The following is an 18,130-nucleotide window of genomic DNA, read 5'->3' as shown; positions in this document are numbered from 1 at the left end:
CAAAAGTCGACGGGGGCGGAAATAGTGCGCTTCTGGAAGACCATCCTTGGTCTGGCCACGAAGAGATCCGTGGGAGTGCCGGTCGCCGTCGTGGCCGTCGGGCTTGCCCTGGCGGCGTACTTCCTGCTGCCGACCCGATACGTCTCCACCGCCTCCATGGTGCTCACCGTGCCCGCCACCGGCGGCACGCTGGAGACCCAGCCGGAGAGCAAGCCCGGCCTGACCAACCCGCTGCTGCAGTTCAACGACGCCCTGCGGACCACCGCGGGCATCCTGATCCTGGCCACCAACACGCCCGACGTCTACAAGGAGATCGGCGCCCCCGACGGCGGCCCGACCCACGTGGTCATCAACGACGGCCGCACCAACGCCGACCTGCTGGGCATCAGCACCAACGGGCCCTTCGTCTACGTCGAGGTGGAGAGCGACGACCCGGCCACCGTGCGGGAGGTCATGCGCAAGGCGCAGCAGCGGGTGCGGCTGGAGCTGGGCAAGCGGCAGACGGCGCTGCACGCGCCGATCAGCACGCACATCGGCATCATGGACGTGATGCCGCCGTCGGGGCCCAGGGCCCAGCTCGGCGACCGCCTGCAGTTCGCGGCCTTCGGCGGCATGTTCGGCGTGGTCGCGGGCATCGGCGTGGCGTACGGCATCCAGCGGGTGCGGTGGGGGCGCACGGCGCCCGAGTCTGAGCCCGAGCCCCAGCCCGAATCCGCGCCGGAGCCGGAGATCTGGTCCGAGGTCGTGGCGGAGGAGCCGGCCACGGAGGAGAAGCAGGCGCTCAACGGCACCCGGCCGCACCCGCCGGCCGCGGGCTTCCCCCTGACGGTGGAGGAGCTGTCCCAGGAACGGACGGGACCGATCCAGGTCATCAAGATCGGTGACGGGCCGGACACGGCTCCTGGGCAGCCGGACGAGAGCGACGGGAGCGAGGACGACGACGGTCAGCTCGACTCGACGACCTGAGCGCACCTCCTGATGGCGGCCTGCCGCACCTCCATCGGGGTGTGCGACTTGGCCGAGATCATCATGCCCACCGCGTCGGGCGGCAGCCGGTCGGCGAAGGCGGTGGCCGTGGCCTCGTCCCACGGCTCGTGGTTGTAGCTGAGGTGGCAGATCGTGGTGTTGACCGGCAGGTCCGCCTTCAGCACCTCGTCCACGAAGACGCCGTACAGGATGAACTCGGAGACGTGCAGCCGCGAGTTGAACGCGTCGAGCCAGTCGCGGCCCGTCACCTGCGTGATCCGGCGCTGCATCGCCCGGACGACCTCCGGGTCCCAGAAAGTCAGCGCTGTCACGTAGTCCGGCAGCGGCGGAGGCGGCGACGGCGGCAGGCCCAGCAGGTCGCGGGCCACCTGGTGCCAGATGACGTGCCGCTTCATCTCGGCCGTCACGCCGTTCTCCAGCCGGTACAGGCACAGCCGCCCGTCCCTGCTGAACGACTCGACGCCGGTGGGGCGGACGAGCACCGCGTCGGAGTCCACGATGAGCATGGCCTCGGCGTCGATCAGGCCCGCCGAAGCGATCTTGACGGTCTGCTGCATCACCCAGCCGCGCAGCGGCGGCCACGGGCGGCGGTAGTTGACGTACAGGTCGGTGCCCGGCATGCGCAGGTACCGGCGGGGCAGCAGCTCCGAGCGCACCCACACGTGGCAGCGCGGCCCCTCGAACCGGGCGAACGCCCCACGGTCGCCGGGCGGCACGAAGACGTGGTGGATGGTGTCGTCGGAGGTGAACTCGAGCACGGAACGGTGTAAGTCGGCGAACAGGTCGACGTCCTGGGCGTAGGAGGGCGTGATGACCGCCAGCTTGCTCACGGATGACTCCCGTCGGGTCCGGTGATCTGGGAGCATCGCCGGATCGCCGCCAGCCTGGCCGCCATGGGCGTCCCCGACTTGGCCGAGATCATCATTCCCACCGCGTCGGGGGGCAGCAGGTCGGCGAAGGCGACGGCTCCGGCAGGGTCGAGAGGGGTGCGATCCCACCTGCTGTGGCAGATCGCGGTGCTGAGCGCGGGCGCGGCCCCCAGCACCTCGTCCACGAACACGCCGTAGACGATGAACTCGGAGACCTGGAGGTGGGAGGTGAAGGCGGGCAGCCAGTCCCGGCCGGTCGCCCCGGAGATCCGCCGCTGCATCTCGCGGACGACGGCCGGGTCCCAGCAGGCCAGCGAGCTGACGTAGTCCGGTAGGGGCAGCGGCGCCGGCCCCGGCAGGCCCAGCAGCTCGCGGGCCACCCGGTGCCAGGTGACGTGGTCGGCCATGCCCTCGTGCACCCCGTCGTCGAGCCGGAACATGCGGACCTGGCCGTCCTGGATGAACAGGTCGGGCGTGACCTCGCGCACCAGGACGACGTCGGAGTCGGCGACCAGCACCACCTTCGCGTCGAGCCGGGCCGTCACCGCCACCTTCGCGGCCTGCTGCGCCACCCAGCCGCGCAGGGGCGGCCACGGCCGCATGGGATCGATCCACACCCCGGCCAGCGGAGCCTTGAAGATACGGCGGGGCAGGATCTCCGCATAGGTCCAGATCCGGCAGCGGGGGCCCGCGTACCGGGCGAACAGCCGGCGGTCGGAGTCGGCCACCACCACGTGGTGCACCGTGTCGTCCGAGGTGTGCTCCAGCACGGAACGGTGCAGGTCGGCGAAGAGCTCGGCGTCAGGGGCGTACGTGGGGGTGACGACGGCCAATGCGCTCATGAAAAGTGATCTCCGTCCCCGGCCCGGGTGAAAGACGCCCCTCGTACCTCATATCGGCTCATCAAAGGTGGTGTTACAGGGATTTGTGTAACGCTCCACCCCTTACCGGACGACATGTAGGAGGCGGGACTCGCGAGGGAGGGCGCGTGGATTTCTGGGGGACGGTCCTCGTCCTGGTGCGGCGCTGGTACGTCGCACTGCCCGCCTTCCTGGCGGCCCTGGGCGCGGCCTTCTACTCGTACTCGACGATCCCGATCACCTACACCACCTCCGCCGTGCTCGTGCTCACCGCGCCCACCAGCGGCGGCATCCAGCTCCCCGACCCCGACCAGCCGATCCCGCGGGTCAACCCGCTGCTCAACTTCGACCACGGGCTCGACGTGGCCGCCTCCATCCTCATCAGCGTCATGAGCACGCCCGACATGGTCGCCGACATGGGCGTCACCAGCGACGGGCCGACCACGTACGCGGTCACGAACGGCACCCAGAACCTGGAGTCGCTGGCCACGGGGCCGCTGGTCTTCGTGCAGGGGGAGAGCCAGACGCCGCAGGAGGCCACGCGCATCGCCCGCAAGGCCATCGAGCGGGTCAAGAAGGAGCTCGACGTGCGCCAGCGGCAGGTGCAGGCGCCCGCGGGCACGTACATCACGATCAGCGAGGCCGTCCCGCCGACCACGCCGGTGCCGCAGCAGGGCAAGAAGCTGCGCTCGGCCGCGTCGGCGCTCGGCCTCGGGCTGATCGGCGCGCTGACCGCGGCCTTCGCCGCCGAGAGCCTGGCGAAGCCGCTGCGGACGGGGCTCGGGCGGCTGCGCCGGCGGGACGAGCCCCCGGCGGAGGAGTCGGAGCTGGTCTCCGCCGCGCGGAAGGGGGCCTAGACGGTGGCCCGCCTCGCGGGAGGCGGCGCGCCGGCCCAGGCCGGGCTGCGGCGTGCCGACGGCGCCACGGTCGCCGCGATCTTCACGGCGGTGCTGCTGATCGTGCCCGCCCGGCTCGTCATCAAGGGGCTGCCGCTCTCGCTGACCCCCGCCAACGTGGTGAGCCTGGTCGCGGCGATGCTGTGGCTGTGCGCGCAGCTCACGCTCACGCTCGGCGCGGCCAAGGGCCGCAACCCGGTGCGTACGGCGCTGTTCGCCTACTTCACCTCGATCCTGGCCACGTTCGGCTACTCCACCTGGGGTTACCTGGACTCCGACGAGCTCAGCCTGAGCGACCACGCGTTCGTCCTCGTGATCGCGCTCGTCGGCATCGCGCTCGTCGTCTGCGACGGCGTCACCGACCGGCGGCGGCTGGACTTCCTGATGCAGACGCTGGTCGTCGGCGGCGCGGTGATCGCCGTGATCGGCGCCTTCCAGTTCCTGCTCTCGATCGACCTGACCCGCTACCTGGAGCTGCCGATCCTGCGCTACAGCAGCGAGGGCGACTCGTTCGTGCTGGAGCGGGCCGACCTGCGGCGCGTGGCCGCGACGACCGGGCATCCCATCGAGTTCGGCGTGCTGTGCGCCATGCTGCTGCCGCTGGCCGCCCACTACGCCGTCCAGGCGCGCCGGCGCGGCGAGCCCGCGCTGCGGTGGTGGGCGTGCACGGGGCTGATCGGGCTCGGCCTGATGTTCTCGGTGTCCCGCTCCGCCATGCTGAGCCTGGCGACGGTGGGCACGGTGCTGTTCGCCGGATGGACGTGGCGGCGGCGGCTCTACACGCTGGCCGTGGCCGCCGGCTTCCTCGTCGTGATCAGGATCACCGTGCCGGGCCTGCTCGGCGCCATCACCGGGCTGTTCTCCAACCTCGGCCACGACGAGAGCATCCAGTACCGCACCCACGACTACGCGGTGGCGGCGCAGGAGATCGGCCGGCACTTCTGGCTCGGCCGCGGCGTCGGCACCTGGTACGCCCCCAAGCACCAGGTCTTCGACAACCAGTACATCCTGTCCATGGTCGAGACCGGCCTGCTCGGCACCCTCACCTTCGCCGGGGTCTTCGCCACCGCCTTCTACGCGGCCCTGCGGGCCAGGCACCTGAGCATCGACCCGGACGACCGCGACCTCGGCCTGACCATCGCCGCCGTCCTGGTCGCGCCGCTCGTCGGGTCCTTCACCTTCGACCTGCTGTCCTTCCACACCGCGACCGGCGTGTCGTTCGTGCTGGTGGGGGCGGCGGGCGCGCTGCTCAGGGCGGCCAGGGCCGACCGGCTCGCCCCCGCCCCCTCAAGGGCGGGTCAGCTCGCTCCCGCGCAGGCCAGCGGGCCGACGATCGAGGTGACCCGATAGCTCTCGTCGATGGTGACCAGCTCGTTGCCGGCCCACTCCGTCTTCGCGCACTCGGAGTCGACCGGGCCGTACACCCACGACTTGTCCACGAGCTTGTTGCCGCGCACGATCTGCTTGCCGCCCGCGTTGCGCACCTGGATGCTGTACGTCCCGCCCATGACGAGGTTGTCGGTGACCGTCACGTCACGCGACTTGCCGTCCACGAGGAAGATCGGCGCGGTGATGTCCTTCACGCCCCGCTGGTCGATCGTGTTGTGGTGGAACAGCAGGCCCTTGCCGCCGTTGTAGGCCTGGATGCCGTCCGAGTGGTCGCCCGGCCGCGAGCACAGCTTGACGTAGGAGTCGCGGATCTCCACGTCGTCGCCGGAGAAGCGGAAGCCGTCGCCGTGCCCCTGCACCAGCACCCTGGTCGCCTTGTACTTGTCGTAGCCGATGGCGGGCATCGTCGCGCACTTGTCCGGGGTGCCCACCGTGGAGTCGGTGATCGTGAACCGGAACGAGCGCGCTCCGTCGGCGTTGATCACCTCACCGTCGATCACGCTGTTCCTGATCGTGATGTCGTCGGCGTGGACCAGCAGGTGGCCGGGGATGTGCACGCCGTCGAGCACGGTGCCGGAGCTGCGCACGCGGAAGGCGACGTTCTCCGTGTTGAGCTGCACCTCCTTGAGCTGGAGGCCGCGCGGCGCACCCGTGCAGGCGGGCGTCGGGTGGTCGGGGCAGGAGGAGCCGTCGGGGCGGACGATCGCGGGCGGCGGGGACGTCGGGGCCGCGGCCGTTGGGGGCGCGGACGTCCGGGGCGGCGGCGCCGGGTCGGCCTGGCAGGCCACCGCCGTCATCATCAGGGCGAGGATCAGGAGCACACGTCCGCGCATGTCCGCCACCTTTCAGGCGCCGAGCCGGGGGAGCAGCTCGGCCCAGGAGCCCGCGTCGAGATCGCGCCGGCTGACCTCCGCCGCCGGAAGGGGCCAGGCTATCCCCAGATCCGGATCGTCGTAGCGGACCGCCAGATCCTCGCTCGGATCGTGCTCCCTGTCGATGCGGTAGCACGTGTCGGCCTGCTCGGTGAGCGCCTGGAAGCCGTGCAGCAGCCCCGGCGGCACGTACAGCGTGACGAAGTCCTCGTCGTCCAGGCGCACCGCCATGCTGCGGCCGAACGTGGGCGAGCCCGGCCGGGCGTCCACCAGCACGTCGTGGACCGCGCCGCGCGCGCAGCGCACCAGCTTGGCCTCGCCCCTGCCGGAGCGCCCGTGCAGGCCGCGGATCACGCCGCGCCGCGACCTCGACTGGCTGTCCTGGATGAACGCGCACGGGTCCAGGCCCGCGCCGGCGGCCACGGCCGCGTCGAACGTCCTGGTGAACAGGCCGCGGCCGTCACGGTGCGGCGCCGGGGTGAACAGCAGCACCCCGTCGAGCTCGCCCTGCTCCACTTTCATGTCCCGTCCTTCCCGGAAGGCGTCGTCCGATGAAGCCTGTGATCAGTGTCGTGATCCCGGCGCACAACGAGGAAGCGGTCGTCGCGGCCGGGCTGGACCTGCTGCTCGCGGGGGCCGAGCCCGGCGAGTTCGACGTCGTGGTGGTGGCGAACGGCTGCTCCGACGGCACGGCGGCGGCCGCGGCGCGGCCGGGCGTGCGCGTGCTGGAGACGCCGGTCGCGGGCAAGGCCGGTGCCCTGCGCCTGGGTGACGCCGCCTGCCGCACCTTCCCGCGCGCCTACGTGGACGCCGACGTGCGCCTCGACGCGGCCTCGCTGCGGGCCCTGGCCGCGGCGGCGGGCCGGCCCGGCGTGCTGGCCTGCGCGCCCGTGCCCGAGTGGGACCTGGACGGCACCGGGCCGGTGGTCCGCCGGGTGCACCGGGTGCACGACCGGCTCATCGCGCCCACGCGGGCGCTGGCCGGAGTGGGCGTGTACGTGCTCGCGGAGAAGGGGCACGAGCGGGCCTTCCCGCTGCCCGACGTGATCTCCGACGACGGCTGGGTGGACGGCTGCTTCACCGGCTCCGAGCGGGTGGTCGTGACCGCGGCCCGGTCGGTGGTGCGGCCCCCGCGCACGGTCCGTGCCCACCTGCGCCGGCGGATCCGGGTCCGTCAGGGCAACCGCGAGCTGGCCGCGCTCGGCCGTCCTGGACGTCCGCTGCGGCTCGGCGCGCTCGGCCGGCTGCTGGCCTCCCGGGCGGTCGGCCCGCTCGACGCCGCCTGCTACCTGGCCGTGCTCGTGCTGGACCGGCTGCTGACCAGGCTCCGCCGCGGCTCGGCCGGCTGGGGCACCGACGCGGGCAGCCGTCATCGCGACCCCGCGGCGGGATCGTGAGCCCTAGGACGTGCCGCCGTCATCGCGACCTTGTGACGGCGGCCTCGTAGGCCGCCAGCAGCGCCGTCTTCGAGTGCTCCCACGACAGCGGGCCCGCCACGCGCTCGCGCCCGATCTCGCCCATGCGCCGCCGCTCGTCCGGATCGTCCAGGAGCCGCGCGATGAGCTTGGCGAACTCCGACTCGTCGTTGGCGGGCGCGTAGAGCGCCGCCTCGCCCGCCGACACGCGGGCCTCGCGTAACTCGAAGGAGACGATGGGCCGGGACATGGCCATGTACTCCATGACCTTGTTCATGGTCGAGACGTCGTTGAGCGGGTTGAGCGGGTCGGGCGACAGGCACACGTCGGCCGTCGAGAGGTAACGCATCAGGTCCTCGTCGGGGATGCGGCCGGTGAACTCGACGCAGTCGTCCAGGCCCAGCTCGCGGGCCAGCGCCACCATCGCGTCGAAGGTGTCGCCGCCGCCGACGAAGACCGCGTGCCAGTCCGACCTGCCGTGCTCGCCGCGCAGCCTGGCCAGGCTGCGCAGCGCGTAGTCCACGCCGTCCTGCGGGCCCATCACGCCGAGGTAGCACAGCAGGTACGGCTTGCCGCGCCGCACCGACGCGTCGGCCGGCACCTGGTGGAAGCGCTCGACGACGGGCGCGCTGCGCACCACGAACACGTCGTCCGGCCGCTTGCCGCCCCTGGTCAGCGCGATCGCCCGGTAGCTCTCGTTGGTGGCGATCACCACGTGCGCCGCCCGGTACGTCAGCCGCTCCGCCAGCAGCACCGCCCGGTACAGCAGGTCCTTCCCCCGCCCGAACCGCGACAGGTACAGCTCGGGCACCAGGTCGTGCTGGTCGAAGACGAAGCGCGTGCCGCGCCATCGCATGGCCAGCGCGACCAGGAAGAACAGGTCGGGCGGGTTGCAGCCGTGCACGACGTCGAACCGGCCGAGCCTTCGGGCGATCCGGAGCGTGTGCCACAGGGCGGAGCCGTACTCCCGGACGAACCCGACGGGGCCGCCGGTGGCGGCGCGCAGCGGGTAGCGGTGGATGTGGACGCCGTCGATGACGGCCTCCGCCTCCGTGTCCTGCTTGGCGCCCTTGGGGCAGATGACGTGCACCTCCCAGCCGGCCTGGCGCAGGGCGGTGCTCTCCTGCCAGACGCGCCGGTCGAGCGGTACGGAGAGGTTCTCGACGAGGACGAGCGCTCTACCACCCAATGCCTGTGTAGTCCCTTCTGCCCCGATGGGTTTCCGCGTCTGGAAGGCGTACGAGGTCGACGATCACGCGGTCGCCCGCGCGGGCCAGCGCCTCCAGCACCGGCGCGTCCTTGCAGCCGACGACGCACACCTCGGCGTGGTCGAGCACGTCGTCCGCCGAGTCGCCGAGCAGGTCGCCGAGGTGCGGCAGGCGGTCGGCGATGTAGGCCCTGTTGGCGCCGACCAGGCGGGACAGGGACACGTTGGCGTCGTAGATGCGCAGGTCGTAGCCCTTGCCGAGCAGGCGTTCGGCCAGCTCGACGAGCGGGCTCTCGCGCAGGTCGTCGGTGCCGGGCTTGAACGACAGGCCGAAGATGCCGATGCGGCGCCGGCCGGGCGCGGTGACGAGCTCGAAGGCGCGCTGCAGGTGGGCCTCGTTGGCCGGCAGCACGTGCGACAGCAGCGGGATGCTCACGTCGGCCTTCCTGGCGGCGTAGACGAGGCCGCGCAGGTCCTTGGGCAGGCAGGAGCCGCCGAAGGCGAAGCCGGGGCGCAGGTAGGCGGGGCTGACGTTGAGCTTGCGGTCGGCGAGGAAGACGTCCATGACGCGGTGGGAGTCGAGCCCCATGGCCTGGCAGATGGCGCCGATCTCGTTGGCGAAGCCAATCTTGAGCGCATGGAAGGCGTTGTCCGCATATTTTGTCATCTCGGCGACGGGGATCGGCACCCGGAAGACCTCGCCGGGCAGGCCCTCGTACAGGGCGGCCACCTTGTCCCCGGAGGCCGGGTCCGACTCGCCGATCACCGTCTTGGGCGGCGCGAAGAAGTCGCGCACGCTGGTGCCCTCGCGCAGGAACTCGGGGTTGACCGCCACCCCGAAGTCCACCCCCGCCCGCAGGCCCGACGACAGCTCCAGGATCGGCACGAGCAGCTCGGCGCAGGTGCCGGGCAACATCGTGCTGCGGAAGACCACCACGTGACCGGGCCGCAGCGCCCGGCCGATCTGCTCGGCCACCCGCTCCAGGTACGCCGTGGACAGGCTGCCGTTCTGCGCCGACGGGGTGCCCACGCAGACCAGCGACACCTCGCTGCCCGCGACCGCCGCGGCGGCGTCGGTGGTGGCGCGCAACCGGCCGTCGGCGACCGTCTTGGCGATCAGCTCGCCGATGCGCTCCTCGACGATCGTGGCCTGCCCCTGGTTGATCAGATCGACCTTGTCCGGGTTCACGTCCACCCCGGTCACCTGATGGCCCAGGGAGGCCAGGCAGGCGGCCGAGACGCACCCCACGTAACCGAGCCCGAAGACACTGATCCGCATAGCCGCCCTCCGCGTTGGACCGTCTACCGTGGACCGTCTTTTGGAGGGCAGCGCGCGATTTCCCCCGCCTCCAAGGGATATGTCGGGCAGGCCGATTGGAACGTTACCGACTTCTTCGGAAACGTCCGTTCCTGGCCATCTCCCTGGCCCTGGCCAGCGCCGTCACCGCCGCCCGGCGCACCGGGTTGCGGGTCACGATGCCCTGGCACACCACGCTCTCGCCGGTCTTGGCCCGCCGCTTGTACTCGTCCTCGCCCCGGCCCAGATCGATGCGGGCGATCCCGAGCGCGGGGGCGGCGCCGACCAGCTCCCGCAGCAGGATCCAGCCGGGCGACAGCCGCGCGAGCTGCGGGTCGTAGACCGGGAACCACCAGTGCAGCACCCCGCCCGACCTGATGCCGAAGTGCGCCGCCAGGAGCCGCGGCCCCGCGTGCACCGTGGACAGCACGCCGCCGAAGGCCGGATCGCGCGTCTTCAGCAGGCTCTCCAACAGCCGGATCCGGTCGGGCTCGGCGAAGTAGTCCCTGGCGCCGGTCGCGGCGTACTGGGCGCGCTTCAGCTCGATCACCCGCGCCAGCGCGTCCGCGTCGGCCGAGTCGGCCTCGAACCGCACCGCGCCGAGCTCCCGCCCCGCCTTGGCGGCCCGCCGCCTGGCCTGCCCCATGTTGTCCTTGCCGCTCTTCGAGGCGCGCCCCAGGTACCCCTCCAGGCCGCCGGTGACGTCCAGGTACGGCGAGGGCCGGCGCGTCACCACGTACCGCTCGAACCCGGGCGCCCCCTCCACCAGGTGGTCGAACGCGTACCCGCCCGCGCCCCCGCCCATCAGGTCCAGCGGCCGGAACGGGGTGCCCGCGGCCAGGATCGGCCCCTGGAAGTCGGCGCCGGGCCAGCCGACGGGGCGCAGCAGCCGCCCGTCCCTGTGGTGCGGCACGAACACGCCGTCGCCCACCGCCACGTGCACGGCCCGGCCACTGGCGTGCACCGCCGCCGAGAAGCCGGGATGGAAGTACGGGCTGTCCAGCGCCGGATTGCCGGCCCGGACCTCCTCCCACTCGTCCAGCTCCGCCCTCGTCAGCGCGTCGAACCCCTTGACCTCCATCGCGCTCATTGCGGCAGCGCCGTGAGCCGCCGGGAGGGCCGCAGCAGCGCCGCCACGCTGGCCCTGGACGTGCGCCGGCCCGCCAGCGCCCGCACCGCCTCGCCCGCCAGCACGGTCAGGTAGTACGCCGCCCCCGACACCGGCCCGTGCCGCCGCCGGTACAGGCGCACCTTGTTGACGACGAGCATGGAGGCCAGCATCGGGTTCACCCCCGAGTCGCCGCCGATGTGCTCGATCACCGAGGCGGGCTCGTACCAGGTGGCGTAGCCCAGGTCGGCGGCCCGCAGGCAGTAGTCGGTCTCCTCGCTGTAGAGCAGGAACGACTCGTCCCACGGCCCCACGTCCCGGATGACCCGCGGCGACAGCAGCATGGCCGCGCCGGTCGCCCAGGCGAACGCGCCCGGCTCGGCGTAGTCGCGCGGGTCGGTCACCAGCTCGCCCAGCGTGCCGATGCGCCCGGCCAGCCCGCCGCCGACCACCGCCTCGACCAGCGCCCGGCCCACGGTCGGCATCCTTCGCAGCGACGGCTGCAGCGTGCCGTCGGGATTGACCATGTACGGCACCGCGATGCCCCGCCCCGGCTCCCGCAGCGAGTCCAGCAGCGGCGCGATGGCGCCGGGGCGCAGCCGGCAGTCGGGGTTGAGCACGTAGACGCCGTCGAGCCGGTCGAGGTCGAGCCGGGCGATCCCGGCGTTGATCGCCGCCGCGTACCCGGCGTTCCTGCCCACCCGCACCACGGTCGCCCCGGCCTTCTCGGCGATGGCGACGGAGTCGTCCTTGGAGGCGTTGTCGGCCACCACGACCTCGGCCAGCTCCACACCTTTCGCGCCCGGCGGCAGCGAGTCGAGGCAGCCCTGGAGCACGCCGGCGCTGTTGTAGGTGACGATGACGACCGCGGCCCTGCGCATCAGCGCACCCGCTTGTACAGCCGCATGCCCAGCTTGCCGGCCCGCCGGCCGAGCGAGGGGCCGCTCAGCACCCGGCCGATCCAGGAGGCGTCGAGGTCGTGCCTGAGGCTGTTGCGGGCCTGCAGCCAGGAGCCGGGTCTGGCCCGGCCGCCGTCGCTGGTGTAGGCCCTGGTCACGCCGGCCCGGCGTAAGCGGCGCAGCACCCGCCGGTCGTACGAGCCGAACGGGATCGCCACCCGCGACACCGGCGCGCCGGTCAGCTCGCCGAGCACCTCGTGTGCCCGCTCCAGCTCCTCGGCCGCCTGCCGCTCGGTGATCGTGCGCCAGTCGCGGTGCGCCCAGCCGTGCGAGCCCACCCGCATGCCCTTGCCGACCAGCTCGCGCACGCCGTCGGCGTCCAGCCTGCCGGGCTCGCCGAGCAGCCCGGCCAGCACGAAGAACTCCGCCTTCAGCCCGCGCTCCAGCAGCCGGGGCAGGGCGATCTCCACGTCGGAGGCGTTGCCGTCGTCGAAGGTGATGCGGACGTCGGGCCGGCCGGCCACGGCGTCCACCACCTGCTCGAACTGCTCGACCGACACCCACGTCGCATCCTCGCCCCGATCCAGCTCCCGGGTCGTGCCGCCGATGCCGTGCACGGTCAGGTTCGTCACCGCACGCATCCCGCCCCCTGATCAGAGTGCCGCCAGGAGTGTTATCGCGGCCCGGGATGGACCGTTACACGCGCTTTGAATGCCATTCGACAGTTTTTGTGAGGCCGGTCGCGAGCGAGGTGACCGGCCGCCAGCCGAGCACCCGCGCGGCCGGCTCGATGTCCGAGCGCTGCGTGCGATCCAGCGGCCGGGCCGCCACCGCGCCGTAGACCGGGCGGGCGGGGCCGCCGACGATGTCGGCGATCAGGTCCGCGGTGTGCCGGATGGAGACGGGCTCGGGGGTGCCGATGTCGAGCACGTGCCCGGCCGCCTCACCACTTGCCCCCGCCCGGACGAACGCGTCCACGACGTCCTCGACGTAGACCCAGGTGACCAGCCGGGTGCCGGAGGTCAGCTCGGGCGACTCGCCGCGCAGCAACGACGCCGTCACGTACGGGACCAGCCGGCGCGGGTTCGGCTCGCCGGGGCCGTACACCATGGCCACCCGCAGCACCGACACCGGGACCTGCCACAGGGCGTGGAACATGCGGGCGTACCCGGTCGCCGCCGCCTTGGCCGCCGCGTACGGCGAGCCGGGCGCCTGGCCGTCACGCGGCTCCTCCACCGAGCCCGCCAGCACCACGCTGCGCACGCCGGTGCCGGTCACGGCCGTCATGAGGTTCACCGCGGCGCCCAGGTTGGCGGCCAGCGTCGGCGCCACCGTCTCCGGCTCGCGGACTCCGGTGACCTCGCTGGCCAGGTGGAAGACCACCTCGGGCCGCACCCGCTCGACCAGCGCGCTAGTGGCGGCGGCGTCGCTCAGATCGGCCTGGTGCCAGCCCTCGCCCGCCGGGCTCCTGCGGCTGACGGCGTGCACCTGCGCGCCCAGCTCGGTCAGGCGCCGGGCCAGTCGTGCCCCGATGAACCCGGTCGCGCCCGTCACCAGGGCCCGCGTCCCCTGCCACATACGCCCCCGCCTGAGTCGTGTCGATGGGCTGCCGGTAGGGGATCGTCCGAGTCGTACCGGACGTTTCGCTCCACCGATTCGCGCCACCAAAAGGGATGGCGACGACCAGAGGTCATCGCCATCCCTTCGTTTGCGAAATCAGCCGATGCGCCAGGTGTCGCCGCCCATCAGCAGCTCGCTCAGGTCGCCCGGGCCCTTCTGCGCAACGGCCTCGTCGAGCTGCTCGGCCATCAGCGACTCGTACGACGGCCGGTCGACGCTGCGGAAGATGCCGATCGGCACGTGCTCGAACGCCGGCTCGTCGAGCCTGCTGAGCGCGAACGCCACCGACGGGTCGGGGTTGTGCGCGTCGTGCACGAGGATCTGCTCCTCGCTCACGCTGTCGCGGGCCACGACCTCGACGCCGCCGTTCGCGCCGCGCACGACCGCCTTGGACGCGCTCACGATCGGCTGGCCGTGCTCCAGCCGCAGCGTGATGTCGTCGCGCACCTCGGGGTCCTTGAGCGGCTCGAAGGCGTTGTCGTTGAAGATGTTGCAGTTCTGGTAGATCTCGACCAGCGACGTGCCGCGGTGGGCGGTGGCCTCGCGCAGCACCGACTGCAGGTGCTTGCGGTCGGAGTCGATGGTGCGGGCCACGAACGACGCCTCGGCGCCGATGGCCAGCGAGATCGGGTTGAACGGCTTGTCCAGCGAGCCCATCGGCGTCGACTTGGTGATCTTGCCGACCTCGGAGGTGGGCGAGTACTGGCCCTTCGTCAGACCGTAGATCCTGTTGTTGAACAGCAGGATGTTCAGGTTGACGTTGCGGCGCAGCGCGTGGATCAGGTGGTTGCCGCCGATCGACAGCGCGTCACCGTCACCCGTGATCACCCACACGCTCAGGTCGGGCCGGCTGGCCGCCAGGCCGGTGGCGATCGCCGGCGCCCGGCCGTGGATGGAGTGGAAGCCGTAGGTGTTGAGGTAGTACGGGAAGCGCGAGGAGCAGCCGATGCCGGAGACGAACACGATGTTCTCGCGCTTGAGCCCCAGCTCGGGCAGGAAGCTCTGCACCGCGGCCAGGATCGCGTAGTCACCGCAGCCGGGGCACCAGCGCACCTCCTGGTCGGACTTGAAGTCCTTCAGGGTCTGCTTGACGTCCGTCTTGGGAACGAGCGACAGGCCCTTCCCGTTGACCAGCTCAGTCACTGTCGATCACGTCCTGGATGACTCCGGCCAGCTCCTCGGCCTTGAACGGGAGCCCGCGCACACGGTTGTAGCTGATGATGTCGACGAGGTACCTGGCCCGCAGCAGCAGGGCGAGCTGGCCGAGGTTGATCTCGGGCAGCAGCACCTTGTCGTAGCGCTTGAGCACCTCGCCGGTGTTGGCGGGCAGCGGGTTGAGGTGACGCAGGTGGGCCTGGGCGACCTTGCCGCCCGAGCGCCTGATGCGCCGCGCGGCGGCGGCGATCGGCCCGTACGTCGAGCCCCAGCCGAGCACCAGCACCTTCGCGTCGCCGTCGGGATCGTCGACCTCAAGGTCGGGGACGTCGATGCCGGCGATCTTGGCGGCCCGCGTGCGGACCATCAGGTCGTGGTTGTTCGGGTCGTAGGAGATGTTGCCCGTGCCGTCGGCCTTCTCGATGCCGCCGATCCGGTGCTCCAGACCCGGCGTGCCGGGAATGGCCCACGGGCGGGCCAGCGTCTCGGTGTCGCGCTTGAACGGCAGGAACTCGCCGTCGGCGCCGTTCGGCTCGGTGGTGAACTCCTGCGAGATGTCCGGCAGCTCGGAGACCTCGGGCAGGCGCCACGGCTCGGAGCCGTTGGCCAGGTAGCCGTCCGACAGCAGCATGACCGGCGTGCGGTACTTGACCGCGATCCTGGCCGCCTCGACGGCCGCGTCGAAGCAGTCGCTCGGCGACATCGGCGCCACGATCGGCACCGGCGACTCGCCGTTGCGCCCGAACATGGCCATCAGCAGGTCGGTCTGCTCGGTCTTCGTCGGCATGCCCGTGCTGGGCCCGGCCCGCTGCACGTCCACCACGATCAGCGGCAGCTCCGTGGTGACCGCGAGGCCGATCGTCTCCGCCTTCAGCGCCACACCCGGGCCACTGGTCGTCGTCACGCCGAGCGCGCCGCCGAACGCGGCCCCGAGCGCCGCGCCGACGCCCGCGATCTCGTCCTCCGCCTGGAACGTGCGAATGCCGAACCGCTTGTGCTTGCTCAGCTCGTGCAGGATGTCGCTGGCCGGGGTGATCGGGTACGAGCCCAGGAACAGCGGCAGCTTCGACTGCACGGCGGCGGCGATCAATCCGTAGGCCAGCGCCTGGTTGCCGGAGATGTTGCGATAGACACCGGGAGCCAGCTGCGCGGGCTTGACCTCGTACGAGACGGAGAACGACTCGGTCGTCTCACCGTAGTTCCAGCCCGCCTGGAAGGCCGCGATGTTCGCCTTGGCCACGTCGGGCTTCTTGGCGAACTTCTGCTCCAGGAACTTGATCGTGTTCTCGATCGGCCGGTGGTAGAGCCACGACAGCAGGCCGAGGGCGAACATGTTCTTCGAGCGCTCCGCGTCCTTCTTGGACAGGTCGAAGCCCTCCAGCGCCTTGACCGTCAGCGACGTCAGCGGCACCGCGTGCACGCGCCACTCGCTGAGCGAGTCGTCCTCCAGCGGGTTTGCGGCGTAGCCGACCTTCTGCAGGTTGCGCTTGGTGAACTCGTCGGTGTTGGCGATGATGTCCGCGCCCCTGGGCAGGTCGCCCAGGTTGGCCTTGAGCGCGGCCGGATTCATGGCCACGAGCACGTTCGGCGCGTCGCCGGGCGTGAGAATGTCGTGGTCGGCGAAGTGCAACTGGAAACTCGACACGCCGGGCAGGGTGCCTGCGGGCGCGCGGATCTCCGCTGGGAAGTTGGGGAGTGTCGACAGGTCGTTGCCGAACTCCGCAGTGCCGGCCGTGAAGCGGTCACCGGTCAGCTGCATGCCGTCGCCGGAGTCCCCAGCGAATCTGATGATCACGCGGTCGAGTTGCTGGACCTGCTTCGTCACAGCTCAGTCCTCCTCGACGCGCCAATGCGCGGTTGCTTCGGGCGCGTTCTCTGTTTCCATGCTAGATCCTCGGAAGGTCACGCGTTTGCATGCCGCGCAAAGCGGGTAAACGCGGTCGGAGTCAGTCAGGGTGAGGTGGGAGAACGACGACACAGCCCGGACGCGAGCCTGCAGAGGTCTACATGCAGGCGGGCGAACAGGACGGTTCGGGTCACGAGCGCCAACTATACGTCCCCCCAACACATGCGCTATGTCAGGGGCTGCTTGCGCGGCAGCTCGTTCCCTGACCTGTAAAGGCGTCCGGCCTGCATCCCCACCGAGCCGTACAACTCTGGAACGGTCACGAAGGTGTAACCCTTCCCGCGCAGCCTTTTGAGGATGTCCGGAACCGCATCCACGGTTTCCCGATGAATGTCGTGCATAAGAATGATCGCACCCGGATGCGCTCCGCGCACGGCCCGGTCCGCGATGTCCTCCACCTTGCCGCCGTTCTGATCCTTCGTGTCCACGTCCCACGTGACCAGGGCGAACCCCATCTCGCGCGCGACGTCGTGCAACCGCTGGCTCGTCGCCCCGTACGGCGGCCGCACCAGCGTCGGCGTCTGCCCGATGACGGCCGACACCGCGTCCCCCGTCTTGGCCAGCGTGTCGGTGATCCTGCTGCTGGCCTGTTTCGACAGGTCCCTATGGGCCCACGTGTGGTTGCCGACGAGGTGGCCCTCCACGCTCATCCGCCGCAGCAGCGCCGGCTGCGCCATCGCGTTGCTGCCGACGGTGAAGAACGTGGCCCGCGCCCGCCCCGCCTTCAGCAGGTCGAGCAGCCGGCCCGTGTACGGCCCCGGCCCGTCGTCGAAGGTCAGCGCCACACACCTGACCTTCCTGCAGTCCACGCTGCCCGCCCGGTTGCTGACCGCGTCCGGGCTGGTCGTGGGGGCGAAACGCGGGGTGTCCGCGCTCCTGCCCGCCCGCGTCTCCCGCACGCTGCGCTGCGCCTGCCGGCCCAGCGCCGACAGCAGCGGCGCGACCCGGTCGGCCGGCACCGCGACGGCGACCCGGCCCAGCGAGCAGGGGCCCATCTGGCAGTCGTCGAACTCCACGACGAGGTCGCCGCGATGGTTGAACGCCATCGAGTCGAACGCGTCGCTTTCAGCCTGGCTCCCCTTCTTCTTGACCAGTTCCCTGCCCTTGAGCTGCTCCCGTACCAGCTCGGCGAGCCGGACGAGGGCGGGGCGGCCGTTCAGGAGCCCGGTCGAGCCCGTCGCCCGGCCCGTGCGCGGGTCGAACCAGAACGTCCGGGTCGAGTTCGCCCAACTGTCGCCCTGGAACTCGCCGGTGCGCAGGCGCACCGCGACCGCCTCCGGGGAGGCGACGGCGAGTTGCCAGTCGACGTTCAGCTCGGGGCGCGGGCTCACGGGCTCGACATTGCGGTTCCTGGCTCGAAACTCGCGCAACTGGCGCTCGGCCTGGGCGCGCAGCTCGCGGTTGAGCGCGGTCGCGCCGGCGAACTCGGGGTAGTCGATGTGCACGTACCTGCTGCCCGAGGAGTCGCCTTCGGTCACGGTCCTGGTGGACAGGCCGATGACGGTCGCGGGGTCGACGAAGTCGATGGCCGTCGGCTCAGCCGGGACCACGACGTCCCTCTCGGGGGAGGCGGCGGCCAGACCGCACCCTGAGGCCGAGAGGGCCAGCAGGGCGATTCCGGAGAAGAATCGCGATTTATGCATGCATGTC

18 protein-coding genes are annotated in these 18,130 nt (G+C 71.5%); 4 read left to right on the top strand and 14 right to left on the bottom strand.

The features are described from left to right. The first annotated feature begins 69 nt into the window (after positions 1-69). Positions 70-966, top strand: a complete 897-nt coding sequence (locus HCN51_RS37925) for a hypothetical protein (protein WP_168016661.1) — start codon at positions 70-72, stop codon at positions 964-966. Here HCN51_RS37925 and HCN51_RS37920 read toward each other — a convergent pair. Next, positions 945-1,817, bottom strand: coding sequence for a DUF6492 family protein (locus tag HCN51_RS37920; protein ID WP_168016659.1), 873 nt, complete (start codon positions 1,815-1,817; stop codon positions 945-947). The two genes, HCN51_RS37925 and HCN51_RS37920, sit on opposite strands and share 22 nt — an antisense overlap. After that, on the bottom strand, positions 1,814-2,698 hold the full coding sequence (locus HCN51_RS37915; protein WP_168016657.1) for a DUF6492 family protein: 885 nt from the start codon (positions 2,696-2,698) through the stop codon (positions 1,814-1,816). Before HCN51_RS37915 ends, HCN51_RS37920 begins: the two co-directional genes overlap by 4 nt. Positions 2,699-2,844: 146 nt before the next feature. Between HCN51_RS37915 and HCN51_RS37910 the strand changes: the two genes are divergently transcribed. Together HCN51_RS37910 and HCN51_RS37905 are read left to right on the top strand one after the other, a co-directional pair. Then, positions 2,845-3,573 (top strand): hypothetical protein, encoded by a 729-nt coding sequence (locus tag HCN51_RS37910; protein ID WP_168016655.1) that lies wholly within the window; start codon positions 2,845-2,847, stop codon positions 3,571-3,573. A 3-nt stretch (positions 3,574-3,576) separates the two neighbouring features. Further along, positions 3,577-4,962 carry an O-antigen ligase family protein gene (locus HCN51_RS37905; RefSeq protein ID WP_206068352.1) on the top strand — a complete coding sequence of 462 codons (1,386 nt, stop codon included), beginning with the start codon at positions 3,577-3,579 and terminating at the stop codon, positions 4,960-4,962. Here HCN51_RS37905 and HCN51_RS37900 read toward each other — a convergent pair. Then, positions 4,911-5,834, bottom strand: coding sequence for a right-handed parallel beta-helix repeat-containing protein (locus tag HCN51_RS37900; RefSeq protein WP_168016652.1), 924 nt, complete (start codon positions 5,832-5,834; stop codon positions 4,911-4,913). The genes HCN51_RS37905 and HCN51_RS37900 overlap by 52 nt on opposite strands. A gap of 12 nt (positions 5,835-5,846) precedes the next feature. Continuing rightward, a complete protein-coding gene (locus HCN51_RS37895; RefSeq protein WP_080043593.1) occupies positions 5,847-6,395 on the bottom strand; it encodes a dTDP-4-dehydrorhamnose 3,5-epimerase family protein in 549 nt (182 codons plus the stop codon). Between the two features lie 29 nt (positions 6,396-6,424). On the opposite strand from HCN51_RS37895, the gene HCN51_RS37890 reads away from it, so the two are divergent. After that, positions 6,425-7,270, top strand: coding sequence for a glycosyltransferase family 2 protein (locus tag HCN51_RS37890; protein WP_168016650.1), 846 nt, complete (start codon positions 6,425-6,427; stop codon positions 7,268-7,270). Positions 7,271-7,289: 19 nt separating this feature from the next. Here HCN51_RS37890 and HCN51_RS37885 read toward each other — a convergent pair whose 3' ends face one another. The 10 genes from HCN51_RS37885 to HCN51_RS37845 all read right to left on the bottom strand — a co-directional run bounded on the left by HCN51_RS37885 (position 7,290) and on the right by HCN51_RS37845 (position 18,123). After that, positions 7,290-8,477 carry a glycosyltransferase family 4 protein gene (locus tag HCN51_RS37885; RefSeq protein ID WP_168016648.1) on the bottom strand — a complete coding sequence of 396 codons (1,188 nt, stop codon included), beginning with the start codon at positions 8,475-8,477 and terminating at the stop codon, positions 7,290-7,292. Next, positions 8,467-9,774, bottom strand: coding sequence for a nucleotide sugar dehydrogenase (locus HCN51_RS37880; protein ID WP_168016646.1), 1,308 nt, complete (start codon positions 9,772-9,774; stop codon positions 8,467-8,469). Before HCN51_RS37880 ends, HCN51_RS37885 begins: the two co-directional genes overlap by 11 nt. 103 nt (positions 9,775-9,877) lie before the next feature. After that, positions 9,878-10,882, bottom strand: a complete 1,005-nt coding sequence (locus HCN51_RS37875) for a GNAT family N-acetyltransferase (RefSeq protein ID WP_240973686.1) — start codon at positions 10,880-10,882, stop codon at positions 9,878-9,880. Next, entirely contained in the window at positions 10,879-11,781 is a 903-nt protein-coding gene (locus HCN51_RS37870) for a glycosyltransferase family 2 protein (protein ID WP_168016635.1), read from the bottom strand. Before HCN51_RS37870 ends, HCN51_RS37875 begins: the two co-directional genes overlap by 4 nt. Continuing rightward, a complete protein-coding gene (locus HCN51_RS37865; protein WP_168016633.1) occupies positions 11,781-12,440 on the bottom strand; it encodes a polysaccharide deacetylase family protein in 660 nt (219 codons plus the stop codon). Before HCN51_RS37865 ends, HCN51_RS37870 begins: the two co-directional genes overlap by 1 nt. A gap of 55 nt (positions 12,441-12,495) precedes the next feature. Further along, complete coding sequence (locus HCN51_RS37860) at positions 12,496-13,377, bottom strand: NAD-dependent epimerase/dehydratase family protein (RefSeq protein ID WP_168016631.1); 882 nt, start codon at positions 13,375-13,377, stop codon at positions 12,496-12,498. A gap of 138 nt (positions 13,378-13,515) precedes the next feature. Next, complete coding sequence (locus HCN51_RS37855; protein WP_168016629.1) at positions 13,516-14,562, bottom strand: thiamine pyrophosphate-dependent enzyme; 1,047 nt, start codon at positions 14,560-14,562, stop codon at positions 13,516-13,518. Beyond that, entirely contained in the window at positions 14,555-16,399 is a 1,845-nt protein-coding gene (locus tag HCN51_RS37850; protein WP_168016627.1) for a 2-oxoacid:acceptor oxidoreductase subunit alpha, read from the bottom strand. The genes HCN51_RS37855 and HCN51_RS37850 overlap by 8 nt, the downstream gene beginning before the upstream one ends. Positions 16,400-16,524: 125 nt before the next feature. Beyond that, positions 16,525-16,614 carry a putative leader peptide gene (locus HCN51_RS63130; RefSeq protein WP_311132193.1) on the bottom strand — a complete coding sequence of 30 codons (90 nt, stop codon included), beginning with the start codon at positions 16,612-16,614 and terminating at the stop codon, positions 16,525-16,527. A gap of 33 nt (positions 16,615-16,647) precedes the next feature. After that, the gene (locus tag HCN51_RS37845; protein ID WP_168016625.1) at positions 16,648-18,123 is read right to left on the bottom strand and encodes a polysaccharide deacetylase family protein; all 1,476 of its coding nucleotides are present in this window, start codon (positions 18,121-18,123) and stop codon (positions 16,648-16,650) included. Between the last annotated feature and the right edge of the window lie 7 nt (positions 18,124-18,130).

Source organism: Nonomuraea composti, from assembly GCF_012034275.1.
In the GTDB taxonomy this organism is placed as follows: domain Bacteria; phylum Actinomycetota; class Actinomycetes; order Streptosporangiales; family Streptosporangiaceae; genus Nonomuraea; species Nonomuraea composti.
Note: the sequence above shows the minus strand (reverse complement) of the source record. Positions and strands in the feature narration are given on the sequence as shown.